This window comes from Micromonospora sp. NPDC047527 (genome assembly GCF_040643015.1).
Lineage (GTDB): Bacteria > Actinomycetota > Actinomycetes > Mycobacteriales > Micromonosporaceae > Micromonospora.
Genome location: NZ_JBEYTK010000004.1, coordinates 364502 through 390242, shown reverse-complemented (window position 1 = coordinate 390242; position 25741 = coordinate 364502). Strand labels below are relative to the sequence as shown.

Here is a 25741-nt window from a genome sequence, read left to right as displayed (position 1 = left end):
GTGACCATGAGTCGGAGCGGAAGGAGGCACTGTGATGTCCCAGAGGAACAGCGATGTGTCCGCGCTGGTCGAGGCGGAGCTGACCTGCGCCGCCGGCGACGTGCCGTTCACCCCGGGGCAGGCCCGGGCGTGCACCGTCCGCGAGGTGCTCGACCGGGTCGGCGGCAAGTGGAGCATCAGCATCCTGGTGGCCGCCTCCAACGGACCGGTGCGCTTCACCGAGTTGGAGCGGCACATCGAGGGGATCAGCCGCCGGATGCTCACGCTGACGCTGCGCAACCTGGAACGCGACGGTCTGCTGCACCGCCGGGTCTATCCGACCGTGCCGCCCAAGGTCGAGTACACGGCGACCCCGATGGCGATGGAGCTGTACGAGTCGCTCGTCGCCCTGACCAACTGGGCCGAGCGGCACCGCCGGGCCATCGCCGAGGCGCGGACCAGGTACGACCGGGAGCACGCCGGGTAAACCCGGTCCGGGTGTGGGGAACGCCACCACAGATCTCTGACCGATCGGTCAGGTCTGACCGATCGGTCAGGCATGCTGGTCTGCGGAGGTGGATCAGTGATGGCGAGAGCAGTGTCCGAGACGCACGGCGAGATCCTCGCCGCGGCGGCGCGACAGTTCGCGGTGACCGGCTACCGGGGCACCTCCCTGCAGGACATCGCCCGCGAGGTCGGCTGCTCCAAGGCCACCGTGCTCTACCACTTCGCCAACAAGGAAGCCCTGCTCGCCGAGCTGATGGCACCGGCCATCTCGGTGCTGCGGGACCTCGACGAGCAGCTCGCCGGCCACACCGGCGCCGACGGCCAGGCAGCCGCGGCAGCCGGCTTCGTCGACCTCGCCGTCCGGTTCCGGCGGGAGATCGCGCTCCTGCGCGGCGAATTCGCGGAGCTGCTCTGCCAACCGGCCTTCGCCCACATCCAGCAGATCTCCGAACGCCTGCGAGACGCCCTGGCCGGGCACTCCGATCTGCCAGCCGCCCGCATCACCGCGTTCGTGCTGCTGGCCGGCATCCCCGAGGCGTGTGCCGAGTTCGTCGACGTACCCGACGACGAACTGCGCGTCGCCCTGCTCACCCTCGTCCGACGCGGAATCACGCCCGTCGATGCAACTCTGCCCCAACCATCCACGACCGAGGACAAGGACTCCTGATGGCCACCCTGCTCTACCGGCTCGGCCGGGGCGCGCTGCGCCGGCGACGGCTCGTCGTCGCGCTCTGGCTCGTCGTACTCGTCGCCGCCGGTCTGGCCGCGGCGACCCTGCGCGGCCCGACGGCGAGCAACTTCACCATGCCCAGCACCGAGAGCCAGCGCGCCCTCGACCTGCTCGCCGAACAGTTCCCGGTAGCCAGCGGCACCACCGGCACCATCGCCGTCAAGGCACCGGCGGACGGCCAACTGGCCAGCGCCGAGGGCCAGACCGTGCTGCGGGAGCTGGTCCGGGAGGCCTCCGCGCTGCCCGGCGTGGTCGGCGCGGTCGACCCGCTCCAGGTCGGCGCGGTCTCGCCCGACGGCCGGTACGCGCTGGTCCAGGTCCAGTTCGCGAACGGCTTCGACGGGGTGACCGACGAGCAGCGCACCGCGTACGAGGAGGTCGGTGCCGCCGCCGAGGCGAAGGGTTGGCAGGTCGCACCGGGCGGCGAGGTGCTGGGTGGTGAGCCGGAAGTCGGCTCCACCGAGGCGCTCGGCGTACTGGTGGCCGCGATCGTTCTGGTCATCACGTTCGGCTCGCTGGTCGCCGCCGGGATGACCCTGCTCAACGCCCTGATCGGCGTGGGCGTCGGCATGGCCGGCCTGTTCGCGCTGAGCGGTGTCATCGAGCTGACCAGCACCGCGCCGATCCTGGCGCTGATGCTCGGTCTCGCGGTCGGCATCGACTACTCGCTGTTCATCACCTCCCGGCACCGACAGAACCTGATCGACGGCCTCTCCCCGGAGGAGGCGGTCGGCCGGGCCGTGGGCACCGCCGGCTCCGCCGTGGTCTTCGCGGGCGCCACCGTGGTGATCGCCCTGGCCGGGCTGGCGGTGGTGAACATCCCGTTCCTCACCGTGATGGGTCTCGCCGCAGCCGGCACCGTCACCGTCGCGGTGCTCGTCGCGATCACCCTCCAGCCCGCGCTGCTCGGCTTCGCCGGCCGCCGGGTGCTCCCCCGCCGGCTGCGCTCGGCTACCGCTGCCGCGCCCGGCCCGGACCTCGACGACCACCAGCCCGCGGCCGCGACCGCGCCGACCGAGGACCGGTCCGCCTTCGGCTTCCGCTGGGCACGCCTGGTGACCCGGTTCCGGGTACCGGTCATCCTGCTCAGCCTGCTCGGCCTGGGGCTGCTCGCGCTGCCCACGCCGGACATGCGGCTGGCCCTGCCGGACCCGTCGACGGCGGCCGTCGGTTCGCCCGAACGGGTGTCCAGCGACCTGACCACCGAGGGCTTCGGGCCGGGCTTCACCGGCCGGCTCGCGGTGGTGGTCGCCGGTGACACGCCGCAGGCCACCTCTGCCGCCGTGCCGCAGGTCACCGCCCTCATCCAGGGCACCGAGAACGTCCTCGCGGTGGCGCCGCCGCAGGTCAGCCCGGACGGCCGGACCGCGCTGCTCGGGGTGGTGCCCAAGACCGGCCCGACCGACGAGGCCACCGAAACCGTGGTGAACGACATCCGCGACGCGGTGCGCGGGATCCCCGACGCCGAGGTGCTGCTCACCGGCGTCACCGCCGTCGGCATCGACGTCTCCGAGAAGCTCTCCGACGCGCTGCCGGTCTACCTGCTGCTGGTGGTCGGGCTCTCGATCCTGCTGCTGATGCTGGTGTTCCGCTCGCTGCTGGTGCCGATCAAGGCCGCGCTGGGCTTCCTGCTCACCGTCGCCGCCACGTTCGGCATCACGGTGGCGGTCTTCCAGCAGGGGCACCTCGCCAGCCTGGTCGGCCTGGACAGTCCCGCCCCGCTGATCAGCTTCCTGCCGATCCTGCTCATCGGCATCCTGTTCGGCCTCGCCATGGACTACGAGGTCTTCCTGGTGTCCCGCATGCGGGAGGACTACGTGCACGGCGAGACCGCCGGGCAGGCCACGATCAGCGGCATGGGGCACGGTGCCCGGGTGGTCACCGCCGCCGCCCTGATCATGATCTCCGTGTTCGGTGGCTTCGTCTTCCTCGAGGACCCGGTGATCAAGTCGATGGGCTTCGCGCTCGCCATCGGTGTGGCCATCGACGCCTTCGTGGTCCGCATGACCATCGTCCCCGCGGTGATGTCGCTGCTCGGCGACCGGGCGTGGTGGCTGCCGCGCTGGCTGAACCGCGCCCTGCCCAACGTCGACATCGAGGGCGAGGGCCTGCGCACCGAACTGCCAGACCACGTCCCAACCCGGGTCTAACCCCGCCCCTGTCGATCATGGAGTTGTGGTGCCTGATGTGCCCCGATCCGGGCCCTTCGTCCCGCACCACAACTCCATGATCGACGCCAGCCTTGATCACACCCCGGCTGGGTAGGTTTCCATCTCTCCTGGGACGGCGGGAACGGCCAGCGGGTGCAGGGCGGTGGTCTCGTCGCACCAGATGAAGGCGTCGTAGCGTTCACCGAGCCGCGTCGGCACGTAGTTGCCCCAGGACTCGAAGGACGGGTCGTAGACCACCCCGATCGCCCGGTGGTCCGCGGTGTCGGTGACCCAGCCCGGCTGGTCACCGCCGAAGACGAGCACCGCCCGCTCCGGCATCAGCTCGTGCAACCGCCGCTCGACCGAGCCCTCCCGCGCCGGCGGCACCACCATCGCCTCCGGCGGCGAGCCCCACCGGGGAGCGGCGATCACCGTGCCCCGGTAGCTGCCGAACCCGATCAACGTCACCGCGTCGTCGCCGTACCGCTCCCGGGCCAACTGACCAATGTTGACCATCCCGTCCGCGGCCATGTCGGTGGCCCGCGCGTCACCGACATGTGTGTTGTGCGCCCAGACGATCCCGCGGGCCTCCGGGCCGTACCGTTGCAGCAGCCGGTCCAGGGTGTCCTGCATGTGGGTGTCGCGGATGTTCCAGGAATCCGGGCCACCGCCCACCATCGCCCGGTAGTAGCGTTCCGCGCCGGCCACCACCTCGGCGTTCTGCCAGGCCGAGAAGCGGTCCGGGCCGTCGGAGAGCGCATGCTCCCGGGTCCGCGCCAGCAGCCGGATCACCTCCTCCTCACACCGGGCGGAGACGAACCGGCTCGCCGCGCCGTAATCCTCGACCCGCTTGCCGTACGGCTCGAAGCACCGGTACGCGTCCTGCGCCGCCTCCAGCGAGGTCGGATCCTCCTCCCCCAGGTAGTCGAAGATCGCCTGCATCGACTCCCAGAGGCTGTACACGTCGAGCCCGTGGAAGCCGGCCCGCTGCTGCTCCGGCCGCTCCAGGTTCCACGCCCGCAACCAACTGCAGAAGCGCGCCACCTCGGCGTTCGCCCACATCCAGGTCGGCCACCGCTCGAACCGTTCCAACGCGTTCTGTGGATCCAGCGCCCCGCCCGGCGCGGCGGTGACCGAGCGGTGCACCCGGTCGCAGTCCGGCCAGTCGCCCTCCACGGCCACGAAGGAGAAGCCACACTCCGCGATCAGCCGGCGGGTGAGCTGCTCGCGCAGCCGGTAGTAGTCGTAACTGCCGTGGGTGGACTCACCGATCATCACCACCCGGGCGTCCCGGACGCGCTCCAGCAACGGGTCGAAGTCGCTCGGCGCGCCGAGCCGCTGAACCAGCATGGCAGCGGCTACCCGGCGACCGCTTCAACAAACCGTCGGCGCGCCGCCCGCCGACACGCCGTCCACCCGGCCGCGCAGACCGGGCCGTCGGTCGCGCCACCCGTGGGCCGCGTGGACCGGGCCGTCGGTCGCGCCGTCCGTGGGCCGCCGCCGGGTGGACGACACCGCCGACCGTCCCGGTGTACGCCCGGAGCGAGCGGGTAGCCGGCCGGCATGACCGTCACCGGGGTGCAGTTGCAGGAGTACCTGGCCGGGCTCGACTACCCGGTCTCCCGCGAGGACCTGGTCCGCTGGGGGCAGGAGAACGGGGCCAGCACCGCCCTGTTGCAGATGTTGCAGGCGTTGCCGGTGGAGCAGTTCGAGTCCCCAGACGAACTGGCCGCCGCGCTGACGACCCTGTCCTGAACCCCCACCGCCCCGCCCTCTGGGCCGCCCACCCCGACCACCCCCGTTGATCATGAAGTTAGTGTCCCGACACGCCGTGCCGGGCGTCGCTAACTTCATGATCAACGGGGTGGGGGTGGGGGCGTTAGGGGAGGGAGATTGTGCGGGAAGTGGTTCGGGCGGCTTCGGCGGCGGAGATGATGTTGACTACCTCGCGGCCGAAGCGGACGTCGCAGCGGTGGTCGCGGGTGCCGGCCTGCACCTGCTCGATGAGCTGGTCGATGGCCACACCGAACGCCGTGGCGGCGTCGTACTCGCCGAGCGGAACGGTCTCGATGCCGTTCTCGCCGTAGAACACGAACTCCCGGGCCATCGCCTCGGTCGGGGCGTCCAGGGAGAGCGAGGCGCTGCTGGTGGCGCCGCCCTCGTGGGTGAGCAACAGGTGCACCATCCCGCTCGGCCCGTCCATGGCGGCGACCTGGGTCACCCGGCCGAGCACCGGCAGGAGGATCGAGAGCGCGTGCGGGGCGATGTCCCAGAGTGCGCCGTGCTCCCGACGCCACAGCGACCCGCCGTACGGGCTGCCCTCCTGAAAGATCGACGCGAACGCGGTGGTCCGACCGTGCTGCCAGCCACCGGCGGCGGCGGTCGCGGCGAGGAACGCGGTGACGTTCGGCTGGAACCGCTGGGTGAAGAAGACGACCGAGGCGACCCCGGACGCGTCGGCGGCGGCGACCACCCGGTCGGCGTCGGCGTCGGTGAGCGCCAGCGGCTTGTCCAGCAGGAGGTGGCGGCCGGCTGTGGCCGCCCGGACCGCGATGTCGGCCTGGATGTCCGGCGGCAGCGCGACGGCGACCGCCTCACACTGCTCGATGAGGGCGTCGATGTCGTTGAACGTCGGCACCCCGTACATCTCGCCCAGGGAGGCGGCCCGCTCCGGGTTACGCCCCCACACCCCGACGAGTTCCGCGTCCGGGTGTGCGTGCAACGCCTTCCCGTGCGTCTCGATCGCCCAGTGACCGGTGCCGAACAAGCCGAACCGCAGCACGTGTACCTCCGCCGTCTTCCCGCACCGCGGCGACGCCACGGGCGTGATCCACGCTAGTCGCCCCACCAGGCACGGCGGCGGCGGGTTGACCAACCGGAGTGTTCACGATGGCGATGCCGGGCAGGCGGAGCCGACGCCGGCCGGGCCGCCCCGGCAGACGACAGCGAGGCAGCATCGAGGGGTACTACGACAGTTAGTAGGCTGTGCCGGTGACCGAGGCAACGACCAGGTGGGGCCGATGACCAGCGCTGCGGCGGCCAACTCGCCGGTGGACGGGCTCCTCGCGACGGTATCTATCGTGCTGTCGCTGCTCGTCGCGGTGTGGGCGCTGGTCATGGCGGTACGTCACCGGCCACCGGACCGGGTGCAGTTCGCCGGCCTGGCTCTCCTGGAACTGGCGCTGCTCGCGTTGGGCGTGCTCGCGCTGGTCGCGATCGGTGGCGGCGACCGCCCCGGTGAGCCGGGCGCGTTCTTCGGCTACCTGGTCACGCTGGTCTGCCTGCCGCCGCTGGCCTGGGTGCTGGCCCGGATGGAGCCGACCCGGTGGGGTTCCGGGATCGTCTGCGCGGTCTGCCTGGTGACCCCGGTGGTGGTGGTCCGGTTGCAGCAGACCTGGGAGGTGCTTGGTGGTTGAGACACAACCGGCGCGTCGTACCACGAACAGCGGGCCGGGTCGCCTGCTGATCGCCGTCTACCTGATCTTCGCTATCGCGGCGACCAGCCGTGCCGGCCTGCAGATCGCCACCAAGTTCGACGAGGCGCCGGTGGCGTACCTGCTCTCCGCGGTGGCCGCGCTCATCTACATCGTGGCCGCGGTGGGGCTGGCCCGCGCCGGGCACGCCGGTCGGCGGGTGGCACTGGCCTGCTGCACGGTGGAGCTGGTCGGGGTCGTCGTGGTCGGCGTCCTGAGCCTGGTCGACAAGGAGCTCTTCCCCGACGAGACGGTGTGGTCGCAGTTCGGCAGCGGGTACGGCTACATCCCGCTGGTGTTGCCGGTGCTCGGCCTGTTCTGGCTCTGGCGGACCCGCCGCGACCCGGCCTGACCAGGCGACGAGGACGCTCCCTGGTGGATGGAGCGCCCCCGTCGGGAGTACGGGTCAGGCCCGCGGGCCACCGGCGACGTAGATGACCTGGCCGGAGACGAAGCCCGCCCCCTCGCTGGTCAGGAACGAGATGGTGTGCGCGACGTCCTCCGGGCGACCCGGACGGCGGACCGGGATCTCGGCGGCGGCGTGCTTCTGGAAGTCCTCGAAGTCGACCTTCATCCGGGCGGCGGTGGCGGCGGTCATGTCGGTGACGATGAAGCCTGGCGCGACCGCGTTGGCGGTCACCCCGAACGGCCCCAGCTCGATGGCGAGCGTCTTGGTGAAGCCCTGCAGGCCGGCCTTGGCGGCGGCGTAGTTGGCCTGGCCCCGGTTGCCCAGCGCGGAGGTGCTGGAGAGGTTGACGATCCGGCCCCACTTCGCCTCGACCATGTGCTTCTGAGCGGCCTGGCTGAACAGGAACGCGCCGCGCAGGTGCACCCCCATGACCGTGTCCCAGTCGGCGTTGGTCATCTTGAACAGCAGGTTGTCGCGGAGTACGCCGGCGTTGTTGACCAGCACGGTGGGCGCGCCCAACTCGGCGGCGATCCGCTCGACGGCCGCTTCGACCTGCGCACGGTCGGACACGTCGGCACCCACGCCGAGGGCGCGGCCGCCCGCGCCTGCGATGGCGTCCACCGTCTCCTTGGTGGCGGCCTCGTCGATGTCGACGACAGCGACGGCCATGCCGTCGGCGGCCAGTCGCCGGGCGGTGGCCGCGCCGATGCCGCGTGCGGCTCCGGTGACGATGGCGACGCGGGACTCCTCCGACATGATTACCTCCCGGTGACGTGGGGTCGATCGAAGGAGCTTAACCTTCCACTGCTAGTTATCAGGATGACCATGGTTTGTTCACGGGCCTGTACGAGATGATCTTCCACACGTAGCCTCGCGATCGCTGTCACCCGTCAGCGAACAGACGACGAGGCAAGGAACGACATCACGTGACGTTCTCGCGTACCCGTGGAGCCTGGCTCGCCGCCGTGATCTCCGCGGCCCTCGCGGCGACCGGTGGCTCACCCGCCCTGGCCGCCGCCCCCGGAGGCCCGGTCGATCCCGGCGCCACCGCCGCCCCCGCGACCAGCCTGCCCACCCCACCCGGCACCCACTCGGTCACCCTGATCACCGGGGACACTGTCACCACCCGCCGGAACGCCAACGGCGGCACCCTCGACGTACGGCGTCCAGACGGCGCCTCGACGCCGGTACGGGTGGTCGAGGCCGGCGACGACCTGTACGTCTACCCACAGTCGGTGCTGCCCTACGTGGCCGCGAACACCCTGGACAAGCGGCTGTTCAACGTCACCCGGTTGATCGCCGACGGCTATGACGACAAGCGGGTGGACCACCTTCCGCTGATCGTGTCGTACGACGCCGGTGCCGCCGGCCTGCGTGCCGGTGCCGTACCCACCGGTGCGACCCGCACCCGTACGTTGAGCAGCATCTCGGGTGTCGCGCTGAGCGAGGATCGCGACAGGGCCGACGAGTTCTGGGCCGCGATCACCGCCACCTCCACCGCGAAGGCGACCGCCGCGACCGGCGGCGAGGGACGCTTCTCCGGCGGGATCGCCAAAATCTGGCTGGACGGGCGGGTACACGCCGACCTTGCCGACACCACAGCGCAGATCGGCGCCCCCGCGGTCTGGGCCGGCGGCAACACCGGCGCGGGCGTACGGGTTGCCGTGCTGGACACCGGCATCGACGAAGCCCACCCGGACCTGACCGACCGGATCAGCGCGTCCGCCGTGTTCGTGCCCGGCGAGGAGATCACCGACCGGGTCGGGCACGGCACCCACGTCGCCTCCACCATCGCCGGCACCGGCGCCGCCTCCGGTGGCCGCGAGAAGGGTGTCGCCCCCGATGCCCGGCTCGCTGTCGGCAAGGTGCTCAGCGACGGCGGCTACGGAATGGACTCCTGGATCCTCGCTGGCATGGAGTGGGCGGCCCGGGAGGCCGATGCCAGCGTCGTCAACATGAGCCTGGGCTCCAGCCAGCCCAGCGACGGAACCGACCCGTTGAGCCAGGCGGTCAACGCGCTCAGTGCGGAGACCGGCGCCCTGTTCGTCATCTCCGCCGGCAACGCGGGCCTGCCGGGCAGTGTGAGTGCCCCGGGCGCGGCGGACGCGGCGTTGACCGTCGGCGCGGTCGACGGTGGCGACCAGCTCGCCTCGTTCTCCAGCCAGGGCCCCCGGCTCAGCGACGAGGCCATCAAGCCCGAACTGACCGCGCCCGGCGTCGGGGTGCTCGCGGCCCGTTCCCAGTACGCGCCCGGCGAGGGCTCGTACCAGACCATGAACGGCACCTCGATGGCCGCGCCGCACGTTGCCGGCGCTGCCGCCCTGCTCGCCGCGAAGCACCCGGACTGGACGGGCCAGCAGCTCAAGGACGCCCTGGTCAGCACGACCAAGGCCACCGCGCAGTACGACGCCTTCCAGGCCGGCAATGGCCGGGTCGACGTCGCCGCCGCGGTCCGCGCCCCGGTCATCGCCACGGGCACCGTCTCCACCAGCGTGGGTTCCGACACCGCGAAGGCGGGCGGCAGCACCCACCCGGTGACGTACACCAACACCACCGGTCAGCCCATCACGCTGGGCCTGTCGGTAGACGCGCCGAACGCGCCGACCGGACTCTTCAGCGTGTCCGCGACGCAGCTGACCGTGCCCGCGAACGGCACCGCCACGGTCACGTTGACCACGAACACCACCCGGGCCAGCGCCGGCAGCCGCTACACCGGTCAGGTCGTCGCCACCGCCGGGCCGGACCGGGCCGTGCTGGCCCGCACCGCCATCGGGGTTGGCACGTTCACCCCGTACCACCACCTTCGCCTGGAGATGACCGACCGGGCCGGCAAGCCCGCCACCGGCGTCATCGAGCTGGGTCAGCCGGGCAGTTACGACATCAACTTCGTCGAGACCGACCCGGACGGCACGGTGCAGCTCTACCTGTCCGAAGGCGTCTACTCAGCGATGAGCTTCCTGAACGTCACCGGCAGTCACGGCCCGAACTCGCTCGGCCTGGCGCTGCTCGGCAACCCCGACATCGACCTGCGCCAGGACACCACGGTTCGGCTGGACGGAAAGGCGGCCCGCCGGGTCGAGTCGACGGTGCCGCAGCAGACCGCCGACACCTTCACCCGGCTGGAGTACTACCGGTCTCAGGGCGAGGGCCGCTGGCGCTCGTTCATCGTCGGCGGCGTGTTCTTCGACAGCTTCTGGGCGCAGCCCACCAGCCGGGACGTGCGACACGGCGACTTCTACCTCGGCGCCCGCTGGCGCAAGGAGCAGCCGGTGCTGGCCGTCGGCACCGCAAAGGTGAACTTCGACGACGTGGTGCGCCAGCAGGGCACCACCCAGTTGCCGAAGGGCAGGTGGACGCTGCCGACGGTCTTCGCCGGCAACGGCGCGGCGAGTGACTACGCCGGGCTGAAGGCCCGTGGCGCGGTGGCCGTGGTCCGGCGCAACTGGGAGGTCAACGACTCCGAGCAGGCTGCCGCGGCGACCGCCGCCGGGGCGAAGATGATGCTGGTGGTCAACGACTTCCCGGGGCGCGAGGTGCGCGACTACTCGATCGACTTCTCTACACCCACCCCGATCGAGGTGGCGATGCTCAGCTCCGACGAGGGCGAGGAGTTGATCCGGCAGATTCAGCGCGGGCCCACGAAGGTCGAGGTGGTCTCGCAGCCGGTCGCCGACTACGTGTACGACCTGGTCCAGGCGTACCACAACCGGATTCCGCGGAGCCTGAGCCGGGCCGAGACTCCGAAGACGCTGGCCCGGATCGACGTCGGCTTCACCGCCCCGACGCCGCAGGCCCGGGGCAGCGAGTTCCGGTACGACTGGCCGTCGTACAACAACTGGGGCATCGGCCAGACCAGCAACCGGCCGCTCGCCGCGGTCCGTACCGACTGGGTGTCCACCGGCGACCTGTACACGTGGGGTCAGGAGGCGTACCTCGACTCCGCGACATACCAGATCGACCCCCGGACCAGCTTCCGCGCCGGCAGCAGGAACAGCGAGCAGTTCTTCGAGCCGATCGAACGCCCGCACCTGAACAACAACTTCAAGCTGCCGACCCGCTCCGGCGACGCTCTCAACCTCGACGTGCCCGGTTGGGGCGGCGCCGACCACGTCGGCATGGCGCTGAACGGCGCCGGGCAGACCAACAAGCTCTACCAAGGCCGGACGTTGCTCGCCGAGAGCACCAGCACGTGGATCAGCGGCACCGCGCCGAGCGCGGCTAATCGGCCGTACCGGTTGATGGTGGGGACCACCCAGGACCCGACCGGCGGCCGGTACTCGACCAGCACCAGCACCGAGTGGACGTTCCAGTCGAAGGCGCCGGCTGCCGGGGTGGAGTCGGCGGTGCTACCGCTGCTCCAGCTCGACTACGGCGTCGACACCGACGCCGCCGGCACCGCGAAGGCCCGCACCAATCTGACCGTTTCCGCCAGCCACCTGCCCGGCGCCACCGGGTGCGGCACCATCCGGCCGGTCACCCTGGAGATCTCGTACGACGACGGCGCGCACTGGCAGAAGCAGTCGCTGGACCGTTCGCAGGACGGTTTGTGGACGACGAAGCTGAGCGCGCCGAAGGGCGCCACGTTCGTGTCGCTGCGGGCCAGCGCCGCGGACAGCTCAGGCAACTCGATCAACCAGACCGTGCTGCGCGCGTTCGGCGTGCGCTGATCGTCCTGCCCTGACCGCGTGACGTCCGGCCGGCACCGACCGGCCGGACGTCACGCGTGATCGGGAAACCGCAGCGCCTCAGAAGCCCCGGTCCCGGCAGAGCCGGATCCACCGGTATCCGTGGCCGGAGACCTTCACCGCGCCGAGCTTGCCCAACTCGCCGTAGCCACGGTCGGAGAGCACGTCGATCGGCATGTCGGCCTCCGGTTCGAGGCTGCTCAGGTCCACCTCGACGTCATCCGTACCGAGGTTGTGGACGAACACCATGGTCCCGGTCGGCCCGTCCGCCCGGTGGGCCAGCACTCCGGCCGGCATCGCGACGTCGATGTGGGTGGTCGAGCCGGAGCCGATCTCCGGCGCCTCGCGCAGCGTCCGGATCATGCGTTCGAACCAGGCGAACAACGACTTCGAGTCGCTGCACTGGGCCGTGACATTGACCTTCTGATAGCCGAACTCACCCTTGTCGATGACCGGGCGGACCAGCTTCTCCGGGTCCGCCGTGGAGAAGCCGGCGTTCGCCGCGTAAGACCACTGCATCGGCGTACGGATCGCCTCCCGGCCGGGCAACGACAGGTCCTCGCCCATCCCGATCTCCTCGCCGTAGCGCAGCACCGGCGTGCCGCGCATCGAGAACTGCAGGGCGTACGCCAGCTCGATGTGCCGCCGATCGTTGTTCAGCATCGGGGCGAGCCGGCGACGGATCCCCCGGTCGTAGATACGCATGTTCTCGTCCGGGCCGAACTGCGCGTACACCTCGTTGCGCTGTTCGGTCGTCAGCCGGGACAGGTCGATCTCGTCGTGGTTGCGCAGGAAGGTGGCCCACTGCCCGCCGACCGGCAGCTTCGGCGTGTCGTGCAACGCGTCGATCAGCGGCTCCGGGTCCTGCCGGGCCAGGGCGAGCACGAGTCGACCGTTCAGCATGAAGTCGAAGAGCATGTGGATCCGGTTGCCGGAGCCGCCGCCGTCGCCGAAGAACGTCGCCAGTTCGTCGGGTTCGACGTTCGCCTCGGCCAGCAGGACGGCGTCGCCGCGTCGCCACTGCACGTGCTGGCGCAGCTCGCTGAGGAACTCGAAGTCCTTTGGCGAGTTCGGGTTGCCCGGCTCGGTCAGCTCGATGATGAACGGCACCGCGTCCATCCGGAAGCCGGCGACACCGAGCTGGAGCCAGAACGACATGATCTTTTTAATTTCCGCGCGGACCTGCGGATTGGCGAGGTTGAGGTCCGGCTGGAACTTGTAGAACCGGTGGTAGAACCACGCCTTTGCGGTCCGGTCGTAACTCCAGGTCTCCTTCTGCTCGCCGGGGAAGACCATGCCCTGGTGCCGGTCGTCCGGCTCGGTGTCGGACCAGACGAACCAGTCGCGGTACGGCGAGTCCGGCGAGGAGCGGGCGGACTGGAACCACGGGTGCTCGTCGGAGGTGTGGTTGACCACCAGGTCGATGATCACGCGGATGCCACGGTTCTGCGCCTGGTGCAGCAGCTCGGCGAAGTCGCCGAGGGTCCCGAAGCGCGGGTCCACGTTGTAGAAGTCGGTGACGTCGTACCCGTCGTCGCGGTTGGGTGACGGGTGGATCGGGTGCAGCCACAGGCAGGTCACGCCCAGCCGGGCCAGGTAGTCCAGCCGGCCGATCAGGCCACGGATGTCTCCGACCCCGTCCCCGTCGGAGTCGGCGTACGTGTCGATGTCGAGGCAGTAAACGACGGCTTCGGAATACCAACGGTCACCCATGCCGTCCAAACATCTCCGGTTGATCATCGCCGCAAACCCGACCGGTATCGTTCCCGTCATGGAGTTCGACCTCGTACCGCCGAGTGAACCGCTGGACTGGGCCCGGGGCGCCTGGCTGCACCCGCCCGTGCGCGTCGAGCACGGCCCGGCCGGGGAACTGGTGGTCGAGCCGGCGGCGGAGAGTGACCTCTGGCGGCGGACCAGCTACGGCTTCGTACACGACGACGCCCCGGCCCTGCTCGCGCCGCTGCCGGTCGGCAGCGCCATGGAGGTGAGCTTCGCCCTCGACCTGCACGAGCAGTTCGACCAGGCCGGCGCGCTGGTGTGGGTGGACGAGCGGACCTGGACCAAGGCCGGCGTCGAGATGAGCGACGGCGACCTGCAACTCGGCGCGGTGGTGACGCGGGAGTTCTCCGACTGGTCGGTGGCACCGGTGCCGCAGTGGGCGGGCCGGGAGGTCACGATCCGGGTCAGTCGGGCCGGCGACGCGCTGACCGTCCGCGCCCGGGTGGACGACGAGCCGTGGCGGCTGGTTCGGCTGACGCCGCTGGACCCGGCGGCGCAGGTCACGGCCGGTCCATTCTGCTGCGCGCCGTCGCGGGCCGGGCTCACCGTGCGGTTCAGCGGCTGGCGGCAGGGGCCGGCCGACACGACGCTGCACCCGGAGGACTAACGGCCGGACGCGGCCGGGTGGTGTGCGTCGCGCGCCGGTGGGTATGAGGATCTGATCCCCGTTGCCGCCACGGAAGGACGACCAATGGCGTACGCCCAGGCTGGCGACCCGTCCCAGTTCACCGGGCTGACCGGCTGGGTGGCCACGGTGATCGAGGGGACGGGTCCGCTCGGCGTGGCCCTGCTGGTGGCCCTGGAGAGCATCATTCCGCCCATCCCCAGCGAGATCGTGCTGGCGATGGCCGGCTTCCTGGCCCACGAGGGCCAGTTCAATGTCTTCCTCGTGGTGCTGGCCGCGACGGTCGGTTCGCTGGTGGGCGCGCTGGTGCTCTACTGGTTGGGCGCGGCACTGGGCGAGGAGCGGCTCAAGCGGTGGCTGGATCACATCCCGCTGGTGGACCGCGACGACCTGGAGAAGGCCGACCGCTGGTTCGAGCGGCACGGCCGGTGGGCGGTGCTGATCGGCCGGGTGGTGCCGGTGGTCCGCAGCCTGGTCTCCGTTCCGGCCGGGGCCAACCGGATGCCGCTGGGCGAGTTCATCCTGCTCACCACGATCGGCAGCGGCGTGTGGAACGGCCTCATCGTCGGCGCCGGCTACCTGCTGGGCAGCCGCTGGCAGGACGTCGAGCGGTACAGCGACTGGTTCAACTACGCCATCGTCGCGGTCTTCGTCGTCATGCTGGCGAGTTGGGTGGTCCGTAAGCTCCGCCGCCGCCGGGAGCGCGACGACCGGCGGTCGGTGACCGCCGGTCGCTGATCCGCGTCCCGTTCAGCCCGGCGGAGCGCCGGGCGGGTTGCGACGACTCAGGGCAGGGTGTCCAGGTGCGGGGCCACCGTGCGGGCGAAGCCGTTGCCGTTGCTGACGTCCCAGTTCACCGACCAGGTCATCGCGCCCCGGATGCCGGGATAGGTGCGCGGCGGCCGGAAGCTGCCGCAGTTGGTGCCCCGGGCCAGGCAGTCCAACGCGGCGTTGACCACGCTGGGCGCGACGATGCCGCCACCGGCCGCACCCGGGCCGGCGGGCAGGCCGAGACCGACCTGGTCGGGGCGCAGCCCGGCCTCCAGTTGGATGCAGGCCAGCGCGACGATGAAGTTCACCGTGCCCTGGGAGTACGCGGCGTTCTGGTCGCAGCCGAGCATCGCCCCAGAGTTGTAGAACTGGGTGTTGACCACGGTGAGGATGTCCTTGATGTCCAGGGCCAGCTTGAAGTAGCCGCCGGCCGGGGACTGCATGTCGATGGTCTGTGGGGCCATCGCGATGATCAGGCTGGCACCGACTTTGGCCCGGAGCGCTCGCAGCGCCTGCGCCATGTACGTCGGGTTGAGCCCGTTCTCCAGGTCGATGTCGATGCCGTCGAAGCCGTAGCGGGCGATCAGCGCGGCGGCGGTGTCAGCGAACACGGTGGCCGACGCCGCGTCGTTGACCGTGACCCGGCCGGCCTCGCCACCGACGGAGAGAATCACGTGCTGACCGCGGCTGCGCAGCGTACGCACGTCGGCGGTGAAGTCCGCATCGGTGTAGCCGCCCAGCGCCGCGGAGAGCCCGGGGTCGACGCCGAAGGTGAGCGCGCCCGGTGTGGCGGTGGCCTCGGCGAAGGCGACCGCGACCAGGTCGTACTGAATCGGGACGTCGCGCAGTCGCAGCTCGACGGCGGGATTGTCGAAGTTGTGCCAGTAGCCGGTGAGCAGGTGCTTCGGCAACCCTCCGGTGGGCGGCGGCGTGGTCGGCGGTGCCGTGGTGGGGGGCGGCGTGGTCGGCGGTGCCGTGGTCGGGGGCGGGGTGGTCGGTGGGGTGCCGCCGCCGCACGGTGCGCCGTTGAGCTGGCAGCCGGTCGGCGAGCCGGAGCCGCTGGCCAGGAAGCCGAAGGAGACCGACGCGCCCGGAGCGATACTGCCGTTCCAGGAACGGTTGGTGAAGGTGTGCCGCTGGCCGGCGGAGGTGAGCAACGCGTCCCAGTAGCTGCCCAGGGTGGTGCCGGACGGCAGGTCGAAGACGAGGCTCCAACCGTTGATGGTCGAGCCGCCGCCGTTGGTGATGGTGTACTTCCCCTCCCAGCCGGCACCCCACTCGGCGGTCTTGACGAAGCTGGCGGTGGCTCCGGCGGCGAACGCGGGCAGCGCGACCCAGGCCGCCCCGAGCGTCGCGGCGAGTGCGGTGACCAGGGACAGAACAAGGGATCTGGCAGGCTTCATGCGGCCCTCCACGCCCGATTGGGCATCCATGGATGTCAACGTAGGCGCTAATTATTAAGACAGTTAACTGTTCCTGTCCAGAGGGCACGGTGTGAGGGCCCCCGCCCGAAGCAGGGGCCCTCACGCTCCTACGCGGCCTGCGGTGCCGTTGCCTGCGGGCGCCGGAGCACCACCTGCTCCAGCGCCGACCAGGCGGTCGTGGTCAACAGGTAGATCACCGCGGCGAGCGGCAGCACCAGCGCCACCAGCACCGTCGCGAACGGCAGCAGGGGCAGCAGCCGGCCGAGCGTGGCGGCGCCCGGCCCCTCGGTGGGCGTACCGGCCACCGTCCCGACCGCCGCCGACGCCCGGCGCGCACGCCGCGACGACCACCAGGCCAGCATCAGCAGCAGGACCAGCAGGACGGCGAAGAGCGGGCCGGCCGCCCCGGTCAACCCGTCGCTGATGTGGTGGCCCAGCGGCACCCCGGCCAGCCGCTCGTCCAGCAGGCCGGTGCCGCCCTCGCTGGTGCTGAAGAGCCGGTACAGGACCAGCAGGAACGGCGCCTGGAGCAGCAGCGGCAGGCAGCCCGCGACCGGGTTGGCGCCGGCCGACCGGTACAGCGCGAACACCTCACCCTGAAGCTTCGCCGGGTCGTTCGCGTACCGCCGCTGAAGGTCGCGGACCTGCGGGGCGAGCGCCGCGCGGCGCCGCTCCCCGCGGACCTGCGCCACGGTCAGCGGTGAGATCAGTAACCGCACGGCGATGGTGAACAGGACGATGGCGGCGGCGGTCGCCATGCCGCCGGCCAGCGGTTCGAGCAGATCGGTTAGCCAGGACAGCGCGGCGCCGGCCGCGCCGACGACGTTGTGCAGTGGTGCGAAGGCGAGCATGGGAAACCCCTCGGTCCGATTCCGGTGGGGTCCTCCCCCGGCGGCGTCCGCCGGGCGAGAGGACCGGTGACGGCGGGATCGGCCGCGTGGCGGTGTGGCGCTACGCGGCCGAGGGGTGCCCGGGTGCGCGAGGGCGGGGTCGCCCGGCGGCGTCCGGGTCGATCTGACGGGGCATCCGGCGGCCACGGGATCGGGCTCGCAGCCCGGCCCAACGGCGTGCGAAGCCCGGCCCACCGGAGGCGCCGGGCACCCGCGCCGCGAGCAGCGCGGTGAGCAGCACCAGTGCGGTCAGCGCGGCGCCCGCCAGCAGGTCGGTCGGGCGTTCCGCGAGCAGGGTGAGCTGGGTGAACGCGGACATCCACGCCACCCAGAGGAACCCCAGCGGTACCGGCACGGGCTCAGCATAGGACCCGGTGTCACACCAGCCGGCCAAACCGCGACGAGCGCTCGCAGGCACGCCGTTTGCCACGTTTCCCGGCGTCGCCACTGCGGGTAACCAACTGACTGACCGACGCGGACCGACCGCGAACGGCTGGAACGGACGGTGGTGTCGCGATGACGGGCCAGGTGACGGAGGCGCCCAGCGGGACGACCGCGGGGACCGAGTTGCTCACCGTGGGTGTCGAGGAGGAGTTCCTGCTCGTCGACCCGCACACCGGGGCCGCGGTACCCGCCGTCGACCTGGTGCTGGAGCAGGTGCCGGCGGAGTTGCGCGGGCAGGTGGAGCGGGAGTTCCAGACCAGCCAGATCGAGATCGGCAGCCCACCCGGCCTGGAGCTGTCCTCGATCCGGCACTCCCTCGGCGTGCTGCGCAACGCGCTCGCCGACGCCGCCGAGCGGGCAGGCGTACGGCTGTTGGCCATCGGCACCGGGCCGGTGGACGGGCCGGTGCCGCCGGTGGTGGACAAGCCGCGCTTCGACCGGATGATCGAACGGTTCCGGCTGCTCGTTCCCGGCCCGGGCAACAACGGCATGCACGTGCACGTGGGCATCCCCGACCCGGAGACCGGTGTGCAGGTGCTCAACCACGTCCGGCCGTGGCTGCCGATGCTGCACGCGATCACCACCAACTCCCCGTTCGCCCGGGGCGAGGACACCGGTTACGCCAGTTGGCGTTCGGTGGAGTGGGAGCGCTGGCCGTCGGTGGCGCCGACGCCCTGGCTGGAGTCGCACGAGCACTACCAGCGGCTGATCCGCCAGTTGATCTCCAGCGGGGTGATGCTCGACGAGGGGATGCTCTACTGGTACGCCCGGCTGTCGGCGAAGTACCCCACCGTGGAGCTGCGGATCGGCGACGTCTGCCCGTCGGTGGACGACGCGGTGCTGGTCGCCGCGCTGGTCCGCGCCCTGGTGGCGACCGCCATGGCCGACGTCGACGCCGGCCGCCCGGCCCTACAGACCGATCATCACCTGCTCGTCGGCGCGCACTGGCGGGCCGCCCACGATGGCCTGGAGGGCCAGGGCGTCGACGTGACCACCGGGGAGCCGCGCCCGGCCTGGGAGCTGCTGGACCGGTTCGTGGAGCGCATGCGGCCGGCGCTGGAGCAGCACGGCGACTGGGACGAGGTGACCGACCTGCTGGGCGGGCTGCGCCGGCACGGCACCGGCGCGGCCCGGCAGCGCGCCGTGTTCGCCCGCACCGGACGGCTCGTCGACGTGGTGCAGGACGTCGCACGGCAGACCCGCGGCTGATCAGCGTGACAGGATGAACCCGTGGCGCAACGTTTGATCGTCATTGGCGGGGACGCCGCCGGCATGTCGGCGGCGTCCCAGGCCCGACGCCGCCGGGACCACACCGACCTGGAGATCGTGGTCTTCGAGCGGGGGCACTTCACGTCCTACTCGGCGTGCGGCATCCCGTACTGGATCAGCGGTCAGGTGCCCGGCCCGGAGCAGCTCATCGCCCGGACCCCGGAGACGTTCCGCTCGAAGTTCGCCATGGACGTGCGGATGCGCCACGAGGTGACCGCCATCGACCTGGAACGCCGCGAGGTGGTCGCACGGGACCTGGAGGGCGGCGGCGAGGTCCGCGAACACTTCGACGAGCTGATGTACGCCGCCGGCGCCGTGCCGGTGAAGCCGCCGTGGGCGCAGACCGACGCGGGTGGCGTGTTCGGCATGCAGACCCTCGACGACGGTGCTGCGCTGCGCGACTGGCTGGACGGTACGCCGCAGCCGCGCCGGGCCGTGGTGGTCGGCGGCGGATACATCGGCGTCGAGATGGCCGAGGCGCTCATCCAGCGCGGCCTCTCCGTCACCCTGGTCGAGGCGTCCGACCAGGCCATGTCGACCGTGGACGGCGACATGGCCGAGCTGGTCGTCGAGGCGATGCGCGGCCTGGGCGTCACGATCCGCACCGGCCTGAAGGTCACCGGCCTGGAGCAGCAGGACGGCCGGGTGTCCGCGGTGGTCACCGCCGAAGGGCCGATTCCGACCGACGTCGTGGTCCTGGGCCTTGGTGTACGCCCGAACGCCGCGCTCGCCGAGGCTGCCGGGCTGCCGATCGGCCCGACCGGCGGGATCCGGGTGGACCGCCGGATGCGGGTGCCGGGGCTGCCCGGAATCTGGGCGGCCGGCGACTGCGTGGAGACACTGCACCGGGTCAGCGGAATGCCCGTGCACGTGCCGCTGGGCACGCACGCCAACAAGCAGGGCCGGGTGGCCGGAATCAACATCGGCGGCGGGTACGCCACCTTCACCGGCGTGATCGGCACGGCGGTGACGAAGGTCTGCGACCTGGAGGTGGGCCGGACCGGCCTGCGTGAACGGGACGCGACCGAGGCCGGCTTCGACTTCATCTCGGTGATCGCCGAGTCGACCAGCCGCGCGGGCTACTATCCCGGCGCCCGACCGATGACCGTCAAGCTGATCGCCGAGCGGCCCAGCGGCCGACTGCTCGGTGCGCAGATCGTCGGCTGGTCCGAGGCGGCCAAACGGATCGACACGCTGGCCGTGGCGCTGTGGAACGGCATGACGGTGGATGACATGACGGCACTGGACCTGGGCTACGCTCCGCCGTACGCGCCGGTCTGGGATCCGGTGTTGATCGCCGCCCGAAAGGCGGTCGACGCGCTCGCCGCCGTCGACCGCTGACCCGCGCCCGCCGTGGAGGACCACCCCGTGACCCAGACCCCGACCCGGCCGACCGCGCGCCGCCGCCCGACGATGGTCGACGTCGCCCGGCACGCCGGGGTCAGCCTGAAGACGGTCTCCCGGGTCGTCAACGACGAGCCGGTGGGTCAGGAGCTGCTCGGGCGGGTGCTGGCCGCCATCACCGAGCTGGGTTTCCGACGCAACGACATCGCCCGCAACCTGCGCTCCCGGCAGCTCAACGCCACCGTCGGGCTGCTCATCGAGGAGATCGCCAACCCGTTCTACGCCACCATCGCCAGCGTCGCCGCCGAGATCGCCGCCGCGCACGGCACCATGTTGATCACCGCCTCGTCCGAGGAGGATCCGGAGCGGGAACGCGCCGTACTCCAGGATTTCACCCAGCGCCGGGTCGACGGGCTGCTGGTGGTGCCCGCCGGCCCCGACCATTCGTTCCTGCGCCGCGAGGTCGAGTTGGGCATGCCGGTGGTCTTCCTGGACCGCCCTCCGCAGGGGCTGCTCGCCGACGCCGTTCTGTTGGACAACCGTGGTGGCGGCCGGGCCGGGGTCGGCGCGCTGCTCGACGAGGGGCACCGGCGGGTGGCTCTCCTGCTCGGCGCGCCCAGCGTGTCCACCATGCGTGAGCGGCTGACCGGCGCACGGGCGGCGCTGGCCGACGCCGGCGTCGAACCGGACGAGTCGCTGATCCGCGACCGGCTGATCGCGCCGGAGGACGCCGCCCGCGCGGTCGCCACGCTGCTCGACCTTCCGGACCCGCCCACCGCGTTCTTCTGCGGCAACAACCGGCTCACCGTCGGCGCGCTTCAGGAACTGCACCGGCGGGGTAACGACGCGGCGCTGGTCGGCTTCGACGACTTCGAGTTGGCCCACCTGATGCCCCGGCCGCTGACCGTCGTCGCCTACGACACCCGCGAGTTGGCCCGGGTCGCCACCGAGCGGCTGTTCCAACGGATCGCCGGCGACGACTCCCCGCCGTCGACGACCGTGCTCCCCACCCGCCTACTGCGCCGCGGCCTGACCCCGCCGACCGCCGCCTGACCGTCCCGCACGGGCCGCCGCACGGGCCGCACGGGCGTTGATCGACTCCAGATCGCCGATGTTGCGGTATCCCCCAAAGGAGACACCGCAACATCACCGACCTCGTGTTGATCAATCGGGAGCACCGCGCCTCACGCCACCACGACGTGCCGCCGCACGGGCCGCACGGGCGTTGATCGACTCCAGATCGCCGATGTTGCGGTCTCCCATCACGGCGATACCGCGATATCGGCGACCTTGTGTTGATCAGGCGGGAGCACCGCGCCTCAGGCCACCGCGACCGCCAACCCGACCGCGCCGACCGCGCCCGAGGACCGGGCCAGCCACAAGACCGGGCCACCCGAGGGCCAGGCCAACCGAAGACCGGGCCGCCCGAAGGCCGGACCGCCGACGGCCAGGCCGACCGAGGACCAGCCGAGGGCCAGGCCGACGCGAGGATCAGGCCGACGCGAAGACCAGGCCGACCCGAAGACCAGGCCGACCCGAAGACCAGGCCGACCCGAAGACCAGGCCGACCCGAAGACCAGGCCGACCCGAAGACCAGGCCACCCGAACACCAGGCCCGCCGAAGACCGGGCCGCCCCGAAGGCCGGGGCGGGCCGGCGCGGGTGGGCTCAGGTCGCGGGGTGGAGCAGTGCCTCGACCTCGGCACGGCGGGGCGGGTCGGCGCCACGGCGGGCGCAGGTCAGCGCGGCCACCGTCGCCGCCTGCCGGAGTACGGCGTTCCATTGCGGCTCGGTCACTGCGGCGAGCCGGTCGGCCGGCCGGTCACCGAGCGCGTCGAGGTCGGCCAGCGCGGCCAGCAGGCCGCCGGTGAACGAGTCGCCGGCACCGACGGTGTCGACCACGACGGTGCGTACCGCTGGTTCCTCGTGCAGTGATCCGTCCGGGGCGAGCAGCCAGGCGCCGTCCCCTCCTCGGGTCACCACCGCGCAGGACACCCCGGCCTCGCGCCATTCGGCCATGACGTCGGCCACCGACCGGTCCGGGTGGAGCCAGGCCAGGTCCTCGTCGCTGGCCTTGACGACGTGGGCGAGGCTCACCTGCCGGCGTACTCTCGCCTGCTCCGCCGCCCGGTCCGTGACGATGCTCGGGCGGAGGTTGAGGTCGATCGAGATGGTGAGCGCGTCCCGCTGGCGTTCGCGGGCAAGCAGATCCTCCAGGACCTGCGCGCCGGGTGCCAGGGCGAGCGCGAGCGACCCGGTGTGCAGGGCGGTCGCCGACGACCCGGTCAGGTCGGGCAGTTCCTGCGGGGTCCACTGCCAGTCGGCCGCTCCGGCCAGCCGGAACTCGTAGCTGGCCTGGCCGGTGGCGTTCAGGGTGGCGACCGCGACGGAGGTGGGCTGCTCGGCGCGGACCGCCCAGCCCAGATCTACCCGGTTGGCGCTCAGGTGCTCGGTGAGCTGCCGGCCGTACTCGTCGGTGCCGATCCTGGCCAGCAGTCGTGCCGGCTGGTCGAGCCGGGCCAGGGTGACCGCGACGTTCGCCGGCGAGCCACCCGGCACCGCCCGCTGCCCGTCGGCGGTGACCACCAGGTCGATGAGGGCTTCGCCCGCCACCACGATCATGCGGTCACCCCGCCCGGGGTGAGCGGGCCGGGGCCGCCGAGCCCGTCGGCGGAACGGGACAACAGCACTGCCTGGTACGCGTGGTAGACGTCCGGCCGGCCGTGCCACACCGTGTCCGAGGGCAGGTTCTGCGTGTCCAGCTCGTGACGCCACCCGGTGCCGTCGATCAGGTTGCGGCGGGCGTACGCCCAGAAGACCTGGTACCAGTCGGCGTAGACGGCGTCCCCGGTGCGCCGGTGCAGGGTGACCGCCGCGCCGATGGCCTCGGCCAGCACCCAGTGCATCCGGGAGCGGACCACCGGCCGGTCGTCCCAGTCGATCGTGTAGACGAAGCCGTCGGCACCGTCGACCGCCCAGCCGCGTCGCACGGAGGCGGCGAACAGGGCACGGGCGTCGGCGAGCAGCCAGCGGGGCGGCTGCGGCAGGACGGCCTCCAGCTCCAGCAGCAGCCGGGCCCACTCCAGCCAGTGCCCGATCGTCGAGCCGTACGGCCGGAACTGGTCGGCGGGCTGGTCCCGGTTGTAGTCGGGTAGCGGCGTCCAGTCGGCGGTGAAGTGTTCGGGCAGCCGCCAGTCGTGTCGGGCGGCCTCGCCGTGCACCAGGTGGGTGGCGATCCGCAGGGCGCGATCGGCCCAGCTCGCGTCGCCGGTGGCGGCGTTCGCGGCGAGGAACGCCTCGACCATGTGCATGCTGCTGTTCGCGCCCCGGTAGTCCTCGGTGACGGTCCAGTCCCGGTTCCACGATTCGCGGACCGCGCCGGCGTCGTCGTCCCAGAACCGGTCCCGCACCACGGCGAGCGCGTCGTTGAGCAGCTCGTCCGCGCCGGGCCGTCCGGCTCGGGCCGCGCCGGACGCGGCGAGCAGCACGAAGGCGTGGTCGTACCCGGCCTTGCGCTCGTTGGTCGGCTCGCCCTGCTGGTCCACGGCAGCGAACCAGCCGCCGTACTCCTCGTCGCGCAGAAGCGTGCGCAGCGCCGCCACGCCGTGGTCGACCAGGGCGGCGGCGTCCGGGTCACCGTTGCGGTGGGCGAGCGCGGCGACGTGGGTCATCCGGCAGGTGATCCACGTGAACAACGGTTCGTCGCGGTCGGGGGTGCGCTCGTCGGTCAGCCACCAGAAACCGCCCTCGGGGCGGAGGGCTCGGCGGGCCGTGTCGAGCAGCGTGCGGGTCTGGTCGGCGAGGAACACGTCGAGGTCGGGCAGGTCTGGTGACCCTGGCGGGGCAGGGGCCGATTCGGCTTCGGATCGGGGCACGTCGGTCATCTCAGCTGCTCACCGCCGGGTAGGGAAGGGGCATACGGCCAGGATCGGCGGACGAACCGGGTTCGCGCCGGAAAACGACCCACGACATCGGGTACGCGAGGGGAGAACATGCATCATTTCCCCCTTTTGTCCGTTGACATCGTTGTCACCGCTCAACCCTGCTCCGGCAGCCGGCGACTGTCAATTCCGGTTACGTCACACCGAACCGCGAGCGACGTCAGCGACGTCCGATCGCACATTTGATTGACACGGAAACTATCTTGATGGATCGTTGCATCGATACGCATCGCTCCGGTCCAGCGCCGAACCGGGCGTCGGTCCCTTCCTCGAACGCCGTCCCGGAAGGACACGCATGCGAACATTCACCCACCGAATCGCCGCAGGTCTCGCCGTCGCCCTGATCACCACGTTGACCGCGACGCTACCGGCAGCGCCCGCAGCCGCTGGCGAGCCCTTCCAGAGCCCCGACAAGGGCCTGGTCTTCTACTCGAGCTACCCGACCGAAGTGGCCGGTAGGCAGGCCGCACCCGACGGCGTCTGCCGTCAGATCCCGGCCGACGCGACCTGGCTGCTCGCCTGGAGCGGCGGCTTCCGCAGCGTCCCCGGCTACCGGACCCCCGACTGCAGCGGCCAGGCATCCGAGCTCAACAACTTCCACAGCTGGCCGAAGGGCCGCTACCTCACCTACAGGGCCAGCTGACCAGGGTTCTCGGTGGTCGTTCGGGGACGACCACCGACGGGCCGGAGCGATAGCCTTCCGTCATGGCGAGCGAACTGGATGAGTTGATCGTCGTCGACGGCGACGCGCTGCGCGCGTGGTTGTCGGTCAACCACGACACGTCGCCCGGTGTCTGGCTCGCCCTGACCAAAAAGGGCGGCACGGTCACGACGCTGACCTGGCAGCACGCGGTCGACGAGGCCCTCTGTTTCGGCTGGATCGACGGGCAGGCCCGTAAGCGGGATCAGGAAACCTCCTGGATCCGGTTGACCCCGCGCACGCGCCGCAGTTCCTGGTCACAACGCAACGTCGCCCACGTGGCCCGGCTGGAGGAGCAGGGGCGAATGCTGCCCCCGGGCCGCGCTGCGGTCGAGGCCGCGAAGGCGGATGGCCGATGGGCGGCCGCCTACGCCCCGCCGTCGGAAGCCGAGGTGCCGCCCGACCTTCTCGCCGCCATCGCCGCCAACCCCGCCGCTCAGGCCATGCTCGACGTCCTCACCAAAACCAACCGGTTCGCCCTCATCCACCGACTCAATGCCGTCAAACGGGCAGAGACCCGCGAGCGGAAGATCGGCGAGTTCGTCGCCATGCTGGCCCGTCACGAGACGATCTACCCGCAGAAGGCCAAGCCTCCGAGCACGCCGTGACGGGTGCGGTGAAG

The 25741-nt window shown here is 71.4% G+C and carries 23 protein-coding genes; 14 read left to right on the top strand and 9 right to left on the bottom strand.

The genetic code is table 11. The annotated features are described in order from the left end of the window. Positions 1–31 precede the first annotated feature (31 nt). The 3 genes from ABZ808_RS18535 to ABZ808_RS18525 all read left to right on the top strand — a co-directional run bounded on the left by ABZ808_RS18535 (position 32) and on the right by ABZ808_RS18525 (position 3366). Positions 32–466 carry a helix-turn-helix domain-containing protein gene (locus ABZ808_RS18535; protein ID WP_357007659.1) on the top strand — a complete coding sequence of 145 codons (435 nt, stop codon included), beginning with the start codon at positions 32–34 and terminating at the stop codon, positions 464–466. Positions 467–565: 99 nt separating this feature from the next. Then, the gene (locus tag ABZ808_RS18530; protein ID WP_357007656.1) at positions 566–1153 is read left to right on the top strand and encodes a helix-turn-helix domain-containing protein; all 588 of its coding nucleotides are present in this window, start codon (positions 566–568) and stop codon (positions 1151–1153) included. Then, positions 1153–3366: an MMPL family transporter gene (locus tag ABZ808_RS18525; protein ID WP_357007654.1), complete on the top strand. Its 2214-nt coding sequence runs from the start codon at positions 1153–1155 to the stop codon at positions 3364–3366. The genes ABZ808_RS18530 and ABZ808_RS18525 overlap by 1 nt, the downstream gene beginning before the upstream one ends. Positions 3367–3462: 96 nt before the next feature. Here ABZ808_RS18525 and ABZ808_RS18520 read toward each other — a convergent pair whose 3' ends face one another. Beyond that, positions 3463–4716, bottom strand: a complete 1254-nt coding sequence (locus tag ABZ808_RS18520; RefSeq protein WP_357007651.1) for an erythromycin esterase family protein — start codon at positions 4714–4716, stop codon at positions 3463–3465. 213 nt (positions 4717–4929) lie between these two features. On the opposite strand from ABZ808_RS18520, the gene ABZ808_RS18515 reads away from it, so the two are divergent. After that, positions 4930–5121, top strand: a complete 192-nt coding sequence (locus ABZ808_RS18515) for a DUF2795 domain-containing protein (RefSeq protein WP_357007648.1) — start codon at positions 4930–4932, stop codon at positions 5119–5121. Between the two features lie 124 nt (positions 5122–5245). On the opposite strand, the gene ABZ808_RS18510 is transcribed toward ABZ808_RS18515, so the two are convergent. Next, the gene (locus tag ABZ808_RS18510; RefSeq protein ID WP_357008218.1) at positions 5246–6145 is read right to left on the bottom strand and encodes a Gfo/Idh/MocA family oxidoreductase; all 900 of its coding nucleotides are present in this window, start codon (positions 6143–6145) and stop codon (positions 5246–5248) included. A 241-nt stretch (positions 6146–6386) separates the two neighbouring features. Between ABZ808_RS18510 and ABZ808_RS18505 the strand changes: the two genes are divergently transcribed. Together ABZ808_RS18505 and ABZ808_RS18500 are read left to right on the top strand one after the other, a co-directional pair. After that, positions 6387–6782, top strand: coding sequence for a hypothetical protein (locus tag ABZ808_RS18505; RefSeq protein WP_357007645.1), 396 nt, complete (start codon positions 6387–6389; stop codon positions 6780–6782). Then, positions 6775–7191 carry a hypothetical protein gene (locus ABZ808_RS18500; protein WP_357007642.1) on the top strand — a complete coding sequence of 139 codons (417 nt, stop codon included), beginning with the start codon at positions 6775–6777 and terminating at the stop codon, positions 7189–7191. Before ABZ808_RS18505 ends, ABZ808_RS18500 begins: the two co-directional genes overlap by 8 nt. 54 nt (positions 7192–7245) lie before the next feature. Here the strand turns inward: ABZ808_RS18500 and fabG are convergent, their stop codons facing one another. Beyond that, positions 7246–8004 (bottom strand): 3-oxoacyl-ACP reductase FabG, encoded by a 759-nt coding sequence (fabG, locus tag ABZ808_RS18495; protein WP_357007640.1) that lies wholly within the window; start codon positions 8002–8004, stop codon positions 7246–7248. Positions 8005–8174: 170 nt separating this feature from the next. On the opposite strand from fabG, the gene ABZ808_RS18490 reads away from it, so the two are divergent. Beyond that, the gene (locus ABZ808_RS18490) at positions 8175–11915 is read left to right on the top strand and encodes a S8 family serine peptidase (protein WP_357007637.1); all 3741 of its coding nucleotides are present in this window, start codon (positions 8175–8177) and stop codon (positions 11913–11915) included. Positions 11916–11993: 78 nt separating this feature from the next. Here ABZ808_RS18490 and ABZ808_RS18485 read toward each other — a convergent pair whose 3' ends face one another. Continuing rightward, positions 11994–13646, bottom strand: coding sequence for an alpha-amylase family protein (locus tag ABZ808_RS18485; protein WP_357007634.1), 1653 nt, complete (start codon positions 13644–13646; stop codon positions 11994–11996). Positions 13647–13704: 58 nt separating this feature from the next. Here ABZ808_RS18485 and ABZ808_RS18480 point away from each other — a divergent pair, with 58 nt between their 5' ends. Both ABZ808_RS18480 and ABZ808_RS18475 read left to right on the top strand, forming a co-directional pair. Continuing rightward, entirely contained in the window at positions 13705–14319 is a 615-nt protein-coding gene (locus ABZ808_RS18480) for a DUF1349 domain-containing protein (protein WP_357007632.1), read from the top strand. A gap of 84 nt (positions 14320–14403) precedes the next feature. Next, positions 14404–15075, top strand: a complete 672-nt coding sequence (locus tag ABZ808_RS18475; protein WP_357007630.1) for a DedA family protein — start codon at positions 14404–14406, stop codon at positions 15073–15075. Positions 15076–15122: 47 nt separating this feature from the next. On the opposite strand, the gene ABZ808_RS18470 is transcribed toward ABZ808_RS18475, so the two are convergent. The 3 genes from ABZ808_RS18470 to ABZ808_RS18460 all read right to left on the bottom strand — a co-directional run bounded on the left by ABZ808_RS18470 (position 15123) and on the right by ABZ808_RS18460 (position 17777). Beyond that, entirely contained in the window at positions 15123–16511 is a 1389-nt protein-coding gene (locus ABZ808_RS18470) for a cellulose binding domain-containing protein (protein WP_357007628.1), read from the bottom strand. A 128-nt stretch (positions 16512–16639) separates the two neighbouring features. Then, positions 16640–17383, bottom strand: coding sequence for a membrane protein insertase YidC (locus ABZ808_RS18465; protein WP_357007625.1), 744 nt, complete (start codon positions 17381–17383; stop codon positions 16640–16642). Between the two features lie 100 nt (positions 17384–17483). Then, a complete protein-coding gene (locus ABZ808_RS18460; RefSeq protein ID WP_357007623.1) occupies positions 17484–17777 on the bottom strand; it encodes a DUF6412 domain-containing protein in 294 nt (97 codons plus the stop codon). Positions 17778–17938: 161 nt separating this feature from the next. Here ABZ808_RS18460 and ABZ808_RS18455 point away from each other — a divergent pair, with 161 nt between their 5' ends. The 3 genes from ABZ808_RS18455 (at position 17939) to ABZ808_RS18445 (ending at position 21532) form a co-directional block, all read left to right on the top strand. Beyond that, positions 17939–19075, top strand: a complete 1137-nt coding sequence (locus tag ABZ808_RS18455; protein ID WP_357007621.1) for a glutamate--cysteine ligase — start codon at positions 17939–17941, stop codon at positions 19073–19075. Between the two features lie 21 nt (positions 19076–19096). Then, positions 19097–20476, top strand: coding sequence for an FAD-dependent oxidoreductase (locus ABZ808_RS18450; RefSeq protein WP_357007618.1), 1380 nt, complete (start codon positions 19097–19099; stop codon positions 20474–20476). A gap of 72 nt (positions 20477–20548) precedes the next feature. Beyond that, complete coding sequence (locus tag ABZ808_RS18445) at positions 20549–21532, top strand: LacI family DNA-binding transcriptional regulator (RefSeq protein WP_357008215.1); 984 nt, start codon at positions 20549–20551, stop codon at positions 21530–21532. Between the two features lie 614 nt (positions 21533–22146). On the opposite strand, the gene ABZ808_RS18440 is transcribed toward ABZ808_RS18445, so the two are convergent. Together ABZ808_RS18440 and ABZ808_RS18435 are read right to left on the bottom strand one after the other, a co-directional pair. Beyond that, positions 22147–23100, bottom strand: a complete 954-nt coding sequence (locus ABZ808_RS18440; protein ID WP_357007616.1) for a carbohydrate kinase — start codon at positions 23098–23100, stop codon at positions 22147–22149. Beyond that, positions 23097–24362 (bottom strand): AGE family epimerase/isomerase, encoded by a 1266-nt coding sequence (locus tag ABZ808_RS18435; protein ID WP_357007613.1) that lies wholly within the window; start codon positions 24360–24362, stop codon positions 23097–23099. The genes ABZ808_RS18440 and ABZ808_RS18435 overlap by 4 nt, the downstream gene beginning before the upstream one ends. Positions 24363–24714: 352 nt before the next feature. On the opposite strand from ABZ808_RS18435, the gene ABZ808_RS18430 reads away from it, so the two are divergent. Together ABZ808_RS18430 and ABZ808_RS18425 are read left to right on the top strand one after the other, a co-directional pair. Next, a complete protein-coding gene (locus tag ABZ808_RS18430) occupies positions 24715–25062 on the top strand; it encodes a hypothetical protein (RefSeq protein ID WP_357007611.1) in 348 nt (115 codons plus the stop codon). 62 nt (positions 25063–25124) lie between these two features. Beyond that, positions 25125–25727, top strand: coding sequence for a YdeI/OmpD-associated family protein (locus ABZ808_RS18425; RefSeq protein ID WP_357007609.1), 603 nt, complete (start codon positions 25125–25127; stop codon positions 25725–25727). The last annotated feature ends 14 nt before the right edge of the window (positions 25728–25741 follow it).